The following is a 12,032-nucleotide window of genomic DNA, read 5'->3' as shown; positions in this document are numbered from 1 at the left end:
TTTTACCTTTTAGAAAAATTTTTTTTATTATTAAATTCCAATAATAAATTTTTAATATTTTTGATTGTAGGCTGTAATAGGATATCATTAGCTAATTCTTTAGCTTTTATCATTTCTATATTTCGAATAATATTTTTAATTTTTGGAATAGAAATAGCACTCATACTAAATTCATTTAATCCCATTCCTAATAATACAGGAATAAAAAATTCATCACTTGCTAATTCTCCACACATTCCTGTCCATTTTCCTTCTGCATGTGAAGCATCTATTACTTTTTTTATTAATAAAAGCACAGCAGGATGTATTGGATTATATAAATGTGAAATTAAATCATTACCACGATCTACAGCTAATGTATATTGAGTTAAATCATTAGTACCTATACTAAAAAAATCTACCTCTTTTATTAAATAATGTGATATTATAGCAGATGAAGGTGTTTCTATCATTATTCCTATTGGGATATTTGGATTAAAATTATATTTTTGTTTTTGTAATTGTGTTTTCAAAAATTTTAATTCTTCTTTTAAAAATATAACTTCTTCTACTGAAATAATCATAGGAAACATAATATATAATTTACCAAATATAGATGCTCTTAAAATAGCTCTTAATTGTGAATGTAAGATATCTCTACGATCTATACTTATTCTAATAGCTCTATAACCTAAAAATGGATTTTCTTCTTTAGGTAAATTCATATATGGTATTTTTTTATCACCTCCTATATCCATAGTTCTGATAATTACTGATTTATTTTTCATATTTTTAGCTACAGTTTTATAAATATAAAATTGTTCTTCTTCTGTAGGTAAAGAATTACGGTTCATAAATAAAAATTCTGTTCTATATAAACCAATACCATCAGCACCATTTTCTTGAATATTATTTAATTCTTTTAATGATCCTATATTAGCACATATTTTAATTTGATAATTATCTTTAGTTTTAGCTGATAGACTACTAATTTTTTTTAATTTTTCTTTTTCTATTATATATTTATTAAATAATATTTTTTTTTCTTTAATTATATTTGTAGAAGGATTTAAATAAATATTATTATTAATACTATCTAGTATAATATAATCATTTGTTTTAACTTTAGTAGTTATATTTCCAGTTCCAACAATTGCGGGTATTTCTAGAGAACGTGCCATTATAGCTGTGTGAGAAGTTTTACTTCCTAAGTCAGTAATAAATCCTAAAATTTTTTTTAAATTTAATTGAGCTGTTTCAGATGGTGTAAGATCTTTGGCAATTAAAATTACCTCTTTATTGATTTTATTTAAATTAATCATATTTAATTTTAAAATATTTTTTATTAAACGATCTCCAATATCTTTAATATCAAAAATTCTTTCTTTTAAATAGTTATCATTTAAATTTTCTAATTTTTTAATTTGAGTATTTATTACTGAATCTACAGCTGCATCTGCAGATAATAAATTATTTTTTATTAAAAAAATAATTTCTTTAGTCATTTCTTCATCTTCTAAAAAAAGAATATATCCATCCAGAATTAATTCTTTTTCAGAATTTGTATTTTGTAATGATTTTTTTTTTATATTTTCTAATTGTTTTATAGATTTTTTTTGACTATTTAAAAATTTATTAATTTCTATATTAATTTGATTATCAGTAATTTTATTACGATTAATAATAATATTATCTTTTTTTAATAAAAAAGCTTTACCAAAACAAATACCAGGAGAAGCTATAATTCCTGAAATCATATTTTTACTCCTATTATATAATATTTTTATGTCAAATATTTATCCTTAGTTATAATTTAACTAATTTTATTAAATAATTAATTCAATTAATTAATAAAATATTTTTATAATGATAAAATTAAAAAATTGTTTTATAATTTTTGAATAATTTTAGTTAAATGTTCTATAGCTTTTTTTTCATCTATTCCTGAAGTTTTTAAAATAATTAAAGTACCTTTAGTCAATCCTAAAGTTTGTATTTTAAATAAACTTTTAGCATTTACTGTTTCTCCTTGAGAAGTAATTGTAATATCTGATATAAAATTTTTAGCTTCTTTTACAAATATTGCTGCTGGACGAGTATGAAAACCATGATTATTGTGAATAATAATTTCTTTTTGTAACATTATTTTTCCCTAAATTTTAATATATTTTAAAAATTTTACATAATTAAAATATTAAATTTTAATTAATAATAAATTAAATTATAATAAATTATATTAGTAAATTATATAGATAATTATTAATTATTTTAAATATTTTATTTTATACATAACATAGATAAATTATCTTGGCTACTAAAAATTAATTAAAGATTTTATTTATAAAAGATATTTTATATATTATTAGAATAGTATAAATTTAATTTTTATTTAATTTTATTTCCACAAATAAGGTTTTTAAAATGAAAATACAAATTTTTGATAAAAATTTTAATAAAAATAATATTACTAATAAAACAATATTATTCTTAATAAAAAAATATAAAACTCCTTTTTGGTTATATTGTGCTGAAAATATAAAAAATAAAATTTTACAATTAAAAGAATTTGACATAATTAGATTTGCACAAAAATCTTGTTCTAATATAAATATTTTAAAACTTATGAAATCTGAAGGAGTAAAAGTAGATGCTATTTCATTAGGAGAAATAGAAAGAGCATTAATTGCTGGATATAATCCTAAAAATATAAATGATATTGTTTTTACTTCAGATATTTTTGATAAACAAACATTAAAACGTATTATTAAACTTAATATTACTGTTAATATTGGTTCAATAGACATGTTACATCAATTAGGTAATATTTCAAAAGGTCATAATATATGGTTAAGAATTAATCCTGGTTTTGGACATGGACATAATAAAAAAACAAATACTGGGGGAGAAACAAGTAAACATGGTATTTGGTATAAAGATTTAAAAAAATCAATTTATTTTATTAAAAAATATAATTTAAATTTAATTGGAATACATATGCATATAGGTTCAGGAGTAAATTATCAACATTTACAAAAAGTATGTAATGCAATGCTATATAACGTATTAAAACCTTATATGCCAAAAATTAATATGATATCAGCTGGAGGAGGATTATCTATCCCTTATAAAAAAGGTGATCAAATAGTTAATACTAACCATTATTTCCAATTATGGAATAATACAAGAAATATTATTAATAATTTTTTTAAAAAAAAAATACAATTAGAAATTGAACCAGGAAGATTTTTAGTAGCAGAATCAGGAATTTTAATTTGTCAAGTATGTGCTGTAAAAAATATAAAAAAAAAAAGATTTGTTATAGTAGATGCAGGGTTCAATGATTTAATTAGACCAGTAATGTATGGTAGTTATCATTATATATCTGCAATTTCTTCAAAAGGGGAAGATATGTCTAATTATCCTAAAATTAATACTATTGTTGCAGGACCTTTATGTGAATCAGGAGATATATTTACACAATTAGATAATGGTGAAATTTCTTTTTTTATATTACCTATAGTAAATATTGGTGATTACTTAATTTTTCATGATACAGGAGCATATGGTGCTTCAATGTCTTCTAATTATAACAGTAGACCTTTAATACCTGAAATTTTAATTGAAAATAACATTCCAAAAATTATTAGACGTCGTCAGAAAATACAAGAATTAATTAATTTAGAATTATTTTAGTAAAAAATTAATTAATTTTTATCAAAAAATTTTAATTTTTTTTATTAAAGAATATAAAAATTTTTTTTTAAAATATAAAGCTTTAGGAATTATAGATATAATTTCACCTATGTTATTTATAGTTTTAGTTAATTGTTTTTTATTTCCTTTATTTTTTACTAATAAAATATAGCCATTATAATAATTTATATATTTTATTTTTCCTAAAATTAATAATTTTATTAAATTATTCCAATCATAATTTAGTTTTTTTTTTTCGTTTATAGATGGTATCCAAAAAAATGGATTACCTATTCTTCTCCTAAGAATAGGAGTATTAATATTTTTAATTATAATAGGTATCCATAAAATTTTAGATAATTTATTATCTAATTTACTTTTATAAAAAATTAAATTATTTTTATTAATTAAAGATAAAGAACAAATAAAACTATCATTAATAATCTTATTATTTATATCTATAGTAATTGTTTTAATTTCTATCCCAAGATTAGGTATATCTTGATTTAAAACATTATTTTGTTTTTTACCTGTTAAATAAAATTCAATTAATTTTCCTATTATTCCTTTATCTTTTTTAAAATTATTAGAAATTTTATAATCTAACCATCTTAAAATATCTATTATATGATAACCTTTTATTAATTTTGCTCTTAAAAAGAGAATATTTTCATTAGAAATGAAAGTAGGAAAAATTTTTTTCATATATAAAATTTTATTTATAAATAAATATATTATATAATATAATAATATTAAATTATATTAATCTATTATAGAATGTATAGAAAATATTTTATATTTCCAAATATAAATCCAATTTTTTTTAAAATAAATAAAATTAATATTTACTGGTATGGAATTATGTATTTAATTAGTTTTATTTTTATAAAAAAAATTTCTTATAAAAAAAGTAAAAAAAATAATTTTAAAAAAGAAGAAATTTATTATTTATTATGTTTTTGTTTCTTAGGTTTATTACTAGGAGGAAAAATTGGATGTATATTTATATATCACATAAATGATTTTATTAAAAATCCAATTATTTTAATTAAATTTTGGAAAGGAGGAATGTCATTTTTTGGAGGTTTAATAGGTGTTATTATAGTAATATTCGTTATTTCTTATATAAAAGAAAAAAAAATTTTACAAATAACTGATTTTATAACACCTATGGTACCGATTGGTCTTACAATGGGAAGAATTGGTAATTTTATTAATAGTGAATTATGGGGTCAAGTTACCAATGTACCATGGGCTATTATATTTCCTAATTCAATTAAAGAAGATATAATATATATTCAAAAACATTTAGAATATCAAGATATATTTTTCATATATGGTAATTTACCTAGACATCCCACACAAATTTATGAATGTTTTTTAGAAGGGATTATTTTATTTTTAATATTAAATATAATTTTAAAAAAAAATATTTTTACAGGATATAAAACTAGTTTATTTCTTTTTTTTTATGGTATAATCAGATTCTTTATAGAATATTTTAGAGAACCTGATATTCAATTTACTTTTTTTTATAATCATATAATTTTAAATATTAATCAATTATTTTCAATAATTATGATAGTTATTGGATTAATTATTTTTATAAGAAATTTATATAATTATTATATATAATATGTTTACAATTTACTCATCTAATAATATTGATATATTATTAAATATAATAAAAATACAAATTAAAAAAAATCCTTTAAAAAATCCTTTAACCTCTGAAATTATATTATTTGATAATTATAAAAGTTTTTCTCAATTAATAAAAATTAATTTTTCGAAAATTTTAGGTATATATAGTAATATAAAATTTATTTCTTTAGATAAATTTATACGTGATTTATTTATAAAAATAGTACCTCAAATCTCTCATGATAATTTTTTATATAAAGAAAATAATGTTTGGTTAATATCATTACTTATACCTAAATTAATATCTACTAAAGAATTTATAGGTTTTAAAAAAAAATTTTCATCTAAAATTAAAAATTTTAATTTTTTATTTCAATTATCTACCCAAATTTCTTATTTATATGATAATTATCAAAAACATAAACCAGAATTATTATTTTTATGGGAAAAAAATAATAATTTTTCTTTATTAAATAATGAATATGAAATATGGCAAGCTAAATTATGGAAAACATTATTAATATATTATGAAAATATTTTAGGAAAAAAATTATGGTATTATGGAAAATTATATGATTTTTTTCAAAAAAATGAAAAATCTAAGATTTTTCATTATGATTTAATTCCAGAAAGAATATTTCTATTAGATATAAAAAATATACCTATAATATACTTAAAATTATTAGAAAAATTAGAAAGATATATTGAAGTACATATTTTAATGTGTAGTCCTTCAAAATATTATTGGGAAGGTTTATCTAAATATAATAAAATTTTTAATAAAACAAATGTTAATTTTAATACATTATTATCTTCCTGGGGAAATTATTACCTTCATAATATTAATAAATTAATAAAATTATCATCTCGTTTTATTGAATCTTTTTTAGAAAATAATAATTCAAATTTATTAAATAATATCAAAAATGATATTTTATTTGCACGCGAAAATAGTTTGAAATCAAAAAAAAAAATTAATTATTTAGATAAATCTATTCAGATAAATGTTTGTGAGGATATACATACAGAAATAAAATTATTATATAATAATATATTATATACTTTAAAAAAAAATAAAGATTATTTTTTACACAATATTATTGTTGTATCTCCTAAATTAGGATTATATGTTCCTTTTATTAATTCAATATTTAAAGATGATAATATACCTATTAATATATATTCTAATCCAGAAAAATTAAAAAATATAGATATTTTGAATAAATTTTTATTTTTATTAAATTTACCTTATAAAGATTTAATACCTAAAGAAATATTTTTTTTATTAGATAATTATTATATATCTAGTAAATTTTTTTTAAATAAAAATGATATAGAATATTTACGTTTTTGGATAAAAGATTTAGGTATAAAATCTAATTTAAATATGAAAAAATTTCATAGTATTTCTTTATTTAAAGATCAATTTACATGGAAATTAGGTATACATCGTATATTTTTAGGTTTTGCTCTAAATCAAGATTCAGGAAAATGGAAAAATTTAATTCCATATAATATATCCACAGGATTATCACAAAAATTACTAGAAAATTTTATTCATTTTTTATTTACACTAGAAAAATGGAAAATAAAACTTAAGAAAAAATTTTTTTTACAAAAATGGGAAAAAATTTTATTAAAATTTTGTTATGATTTTTTTCCTAAAAATAAATTTATATATCAAAATATAAATTTTATTTTAAAAAAAATTTTTTTATTTCTTAGACAAGGTATTAATGTAAAATACAACAAAAAAATTTCAATTAATATAATAATAAAAAAAGCTAATTTTTTTATTAAAGAAAAAAACAAAAGTTTTTCATTTTGTATAAATAAAATTAATTTTTGTTCTTTAAAAATATTTCAAAATATATTTTTTAAAAAAATTTTTATAATAGGAATGAATAATGAATTTTTTCCAACAAAAAAATATCCTTTTATCTTTGATTTAATAAAAAATTATTCAAATAATGATAAAAATTTATTTTTAAAATTAATTATTTCTACAGAAAATAAATTATTTATTAGTTATACTAATAATAATTTAATTAATAATAATTTATCTAGTGTGGTTAAAAAATTATTATTATATATTTCTAAAAATTATTATTTTAAAAATAAATTTGTTAATAATACTCTTATTAAATATTTTTATAGAAAATATCAAAATAGATATAAAAAATTTTTCTATGAAAAAAAAAATTATACTATTAAACATAATATTCTTAATAAAATAAGATCAGTAAAAATTAATAAATTAAAAATTTATAATTTAATTAATTTTTGGAAACATCCTGTGAAAGGATTTTTTAATCAAGGATTAAAAATATATTTAGAAGATTTAAATAATTTACAAATATTTAATACAGAACCATTTACTATTAGTTATTTACAAGAATATATTATAAATAAAAAAATATTACATACATTAATTTTAAATAAAAATATTGATGATTTATATTTTTATTATTTAAATAATGGTATTTTACCTTATGGTATTTATGGAGAAATATGGTGGGAAGAAAAAATATATAAAATAAATCAAATTTTTAATAATGAATTTAAAAAAAATAAATATACAGAAAAAATATTTACAATTAACTTTAATATTTTAAATATTATATTAGAAGGTAAAATAAAATTTTTTAATTATAAAAATAATTTAATAGAATTTGAACCCAAAATAATAGATATTAAAACTATCATTGATCTTTGGCTTAAACATTTAATTTTATGTGCAAATAATATTAATAATAAAAATATAAATTTATTTATTTATGGTCTTAAAAAAACAAAATATAATTTTAAATTTTTAAAAAAAGATAAAGCAATTTTTTTATTAAAAAAATATATTAGTGGTTATTTATCTGGTATAAATAATCCTATATTTTTACCGATGAAAAGTTCTTGGGTATGGTTAAATCATTGTTATGATAAAAATAAAAAATATATTAATGATAATTATATGATACAAGATCAAGCAAAAAAAAAATTTTTTTATCATTGGAATAATGATAATAATATTTTTAATGAAAATAAAGATCAATATTTTAAAAAATTAAATTTTAATTTAAATAAAACAAATTGGATAAAAATTATAAAATTAATACAAAAATGGATGACAGATTTACTGTATTATAGTAATTAACTTAAAAATAATAAAATGATAAAAAAATTAATAAAATTTAAAGAATTTGATCCTTTTAAAGAAGATTTAAAAGGTCAATATCTTATTGAAGCATCTGCTGGTACTGGGAAAACATTTACTATTATTATTTTATATTTAAGAATGCTTCTAGGAATATATAAAAAAAATTGTAATATTCCATTAACTGTCGAACAAATTTTAGTAGTCACTTTTACTGATATTGCAACTCAAGATTTAAGTAAAAGAATAAGAAAAAGTATTCATATTTTAAGAAAAGGATGTGTAAAAAAAAAAAGTAAATATGAAATTATAAATAATTTTATAAAAAAAATTAAAAATTATGATATAGCTTATAATTTATTATTAAAAGCTGAATTAAATATGCATAATGCATCTATTTATACAATACATGCTTTTTGTCAAAAAATATTAAATTTTAAAAATTATGAATTTTATAATTTTTTTTCTAATAAAAAAATTATTAGTGATGAATCAATTTTACAAAAAGAAGCTTCTATACATTTTTGGAGAAAATATTTTTATAAATTACCAAAAAAAATAGCGAAAATAGTTTTTTTTTATTGGAAATCTCCTTCTAATTTATTAGATACCTTAATACCATTTTTATCAAAAAAATCTTTTCCAATCATAAAATATCCTATTAAAAATAATAATTTTGACATACAATTTCATAAAAATTTAAAATATATTCAAATAATAAAGAGATATTGGATAAAATATAAAAATAAAATAATAAATATAATTACTCATTCTGATATTAATAAACATATTTATAATAAAAAAACAATAAATAAATGGATTAATATTATTGATTTATGGAGTTTGACTGAAACTAAAAATAATTTTTACCCAAAAGAAATATCTAGATTTTCTCAAAAAATATTAATTAGTCAAACCATTAATTTTTTAAAAATTCCAAAATATATTTTATTTGAACATATAGATATTTTTTTAAAAAAATTTATTAACTTAAAATTTTTAATAATTCTTAAAGCTATTAAATATATAAATCAATATGTGATAAAAAAAAAAAATTTAAATAATAAAATTAGTTTTAATGATTTGTTAATTCTTCTAAATAAAAGTTTAAATAGTACATTTGGGAAAAAAATTATACAGGAAATAAAAAAATTATTTCCGGTAATATTAGTGGATGAATTTCAGGATACAGACATACAACAATATAAAATTTTTAAAAAAATATATTTTGATAAAAGTAATAATATTATAATACTAATTGGAGATCCTAAACAAGCTATATATTCTTTTAGAGGAGCAGATATTTTTACTTATTTAAAAGCTTCACTTGAAATAAAAAAACGTTACACATTAAAAAATAATTGGCGTTCATCTAGCACTATGGTAAAAAGTATAAATAAAGTATTTTCTTATAGATCTTATCCTTTTTTATTTAAAAATATATTTTTTAATCCTATTAAATATGTAAATAAAAAATTAAATTATAATTTTATTATTAATAATAAAATTAAATCTGGTCTTACTTTTTGGTTTATTGATAAAATTATTGATATTAATTCATATAAAAAAAAAATAGCATATGTTTGTGCATATGAAATATGTCAATTAATAATTTTAGGAAAAAAAAATAAATCATTTTTTCAAAAAAATAATAAAAAAAAAAAAATTAATATTTCAGATATAACAGTTTTAGTTAGAAACCGTTTTGAAGCTTTTATTCTACAAAAAGAATTTATAAAATTTAATTTACCTTCTATTTATTTATCTAATTCAGAAAATATATTTGAACAACAAGAAGCAAAAGAATTAGTTTTATTACTTAAAACTGTTTTACAACCACATAAAAGACAAAAAATTATTAATCTTTTATCTAGTACATTATTTAATATTAATTTATCATTTTTTACAAATAAGAAAAAAAAAATTTATATAGAAAAAATAATTGAAAAATTTATTAACTATAAATTAATCTGGCAAAAATATGGTATTTTAAACATGTTAGAAGAAATTTTTATAAAAGATGATATTTTTTATAAAATTAATACTATTAATAATTTTATGAAAAAAAAAATTAAAAATATTATGTATTTAGGTGAATTAATACAAATATCATGCATAGATATAATAAATAGTAATCAAATAATAGAGTGGTTAGTACAACAAATTACAAATACTAATGAAAATTTGTTAAATAAACAAATACAATTAAATTGTGATATTAATAAAATTAAAATCATGACAATATATAAATCAAAAGGTTTACAATTTCCTATTGTTTGGTTACCATTTATTTCTTCTAATATTATAGAAATTACAAATAAAGATGCTGTAATTTATCACGATAGAAAAAATTTTAAATTAATTTTAGATTTTAAAAAAGATGACAAGAGTAAAAAATTATTTTTGGAAGAATCACTTGCAGAAAATTTAAGGTTATTATATGTATCATTAACAAGATCAATTTTTCATTGTAGTATTGGTATTTCTAATATTAAAATTTCTAATTGGAAAAAATTAAATCCTTATATTAAATATTTTAATGCTTTAGATTTTTTATTAAAAAAAAAAAATAATATTTCTAATATAGATTTACAAAAAATTTTAAAAAATTTAGAAAATAAAGATATTTCTATTAAAATTATAAAAAAAAAAAAAACTATAAAAATAAATCATGAGATTCTAAAAAAAATAAATAATAAATTATTATTTACATCTAAAATTAATAATTTTTCTTATAAAAATAAAATAATATCTAGTTATTCTCAAATTAGTAAACAACAAAATAATAATTTAAATTATTTAAATATTAATTTAAAAAATGAATTTATAAATATAAATAAAAAAAATATAAAAAAAACACAATATAATTTTCCTCATGGAAAATATATAGGAATAATTATACATAAAATTTTAGAAAAATTAGATTTTACTAAAAATATTACTAGAAAGTTTATTAAACAAGAATTAATAAAAAAAAATATTAATCCTATTTGGCATATTATGATAACTAATTGGTTTAATAATATTATTAAAACTCCAATAGGAAATGAAAAAATTATATTAAACAAAATAAATAACACAAATAAAAAAACTGAGTTTAAATTTTATTTATCAATAAAGGACTCATTTTCTTCTATAAAATATAATGATATTATATATAAATATGATTTAATTTCTCGTAAACTACCAAAATTAAAATTTAAAAAAATTCAAGGATTTTTATTAGGTATAATAGATTTAATTTTTCTATGGAAAAAAAAATATTATGTTATAGATTATAAATCTAATTGGTTAGGAGATAATTATCAAGATTATAAAAAAAAAAATATTGAAAATGACATATGTTTAAAACGTTATGATATACAATATCAAATATATTCTTTATCTTTACACAAATATCTAAAATATCGTATTAAAAATTATAGTTATAAAAAACATTTTGGGGGAATAATTTATTTATATATCAGAGGTATTCAGAATAAAAAATTTAAAAATGGTATTTGGGAAACAAAACCTTCTTTAAATTTAATTAATGAACTAAATAAATTATTCTTTTAAATTTAATTTA

General features: G+C 16.6%; 7 protein-coding genes. 4 read left to right on the top strand and 3 right to left on the bottom strand.

Features of this window, described 5'->3' with window-relative positions; translation table 11 throughout:
- Window positions 1-2: 2 nt before the first annotated feature.
- Window positions 3-1,736, bottom strand: coding sequence for a phosphoenolpyruvate-protein phosphotransferase PtsI (ptsI, locus tag GJT94_RS02085; protein ID WP_168894474.1), 1,734 nt, complete (start codon window positions 1,734-1,736; stop codon window positions 3-5).
- 131 nt (window positions 1,737-1,867) lie between these two features.
- Window positions 1,868-2,122 (bottom strand): HPr family phosphocarrier protein, encoded by a 255-nt coding sequence (locus GJT94_RS02080; RefSeq protein WP_168894473.1) that lies wholly within the window; start codon window positions 2,120-2,122, stop codon window positions 1,868-1,870.
- A gap of 278 nt (window positions 2,123-2,400) precedes the next feature.
- Between GJT94_RS02080 and lysA the strand changes: the two genes are divergently transcribed.
- Complete coding sequence (gene lysA / locus GJT94_RS02075; RefSeq protein WP_168894472.1) at window positions 2,401-3,672, top strand: diaminopimelate decarboxylase; 1,272 nt, start codon at window positions 2,401-2,403, stop codon at window positions 3,670-3,672.
- A gap of 21 nt (window positions 3,673-3,693) precedes the next feature.
- Here lysA and GJT94_RS02070 read toward each other — a convergent pair whose 3' ends face one another.
- Window positions 3,694-4,377 carry a MutH/Sau3AI family endonuclease gene (locus GJT94_RS02070; RefSeq protein ID WP_168894471.1) on the bottom strand — a complete coding sequence of 228 codons (684 nt, stop codon included), beginning with the start codon at window positions 4,375-4,377 and terminating at the stop codon, window positions 3,694-3,696.
- Between the two features lie 72 nt (window positions 4,378-4,449).
- On the opposite strand from GJT94_RS02070, the gene lgt reads away from it, so the two are divergent.
- The 3 genes from lgt to recB are packed head-to-tail and all read left to right on the top strand — an operon-like array spanning window position 4,450 to window position 12,022.
- Window positions 4,450-5,307: a prolipoprotein diacylglyceryl transferase gene (lgt, locus tag GJT94_RS02065; protein ID WP_168894470.1), complete on the top strand. Its 858-nt coding sequence runs from the start codon at window positions 4,450-4,452 to the stop codon at window positions 5,305-5,307.
- Between the two features lies 1 nt (window position 5,308).
- The gene (locus tag GJT94_RS02060; RefSeq protein ID WP_168894469.1) at window positions 5,309-8,464 is read left to right on the top strand and encodes an exodeoxyribonuclease V subunit gamma; all 3,156 of its coding nucleotides are present in this window, start codon (window positions 5,309-5,311) and stop codon (window positions 8,462-8,464) included.
- 15 nt (window positions 8,465-8,479) lie between these two features.
- Entirely contained in the window at window positions 8,480-12,022 is a 3,543-nt protein-coding gene (recB, locus tag GJT94_RS02055) for an exodeoxyribonuclease V subunit beta (protein ID WP_168894468.1), read from the top strand.
- Window positions 12,023-12,032 lie beyond the last annotated feature (10 nt).

It is taken from the genome of Enterobacteriaceae endosymbiont of Donacia cinerea, from assembly GCF_012569925.1.
Classification (GTDB): Bacteria; Pseudomonadota; Gammaproteobacteria; order Enterobacterales; family Enterobacteriaceae.
The sequence above is the reverse complement of the archived record's forward strand: the minus strand, read 5'-3'. Positions and strand labels throughout refer to the sequence as shown.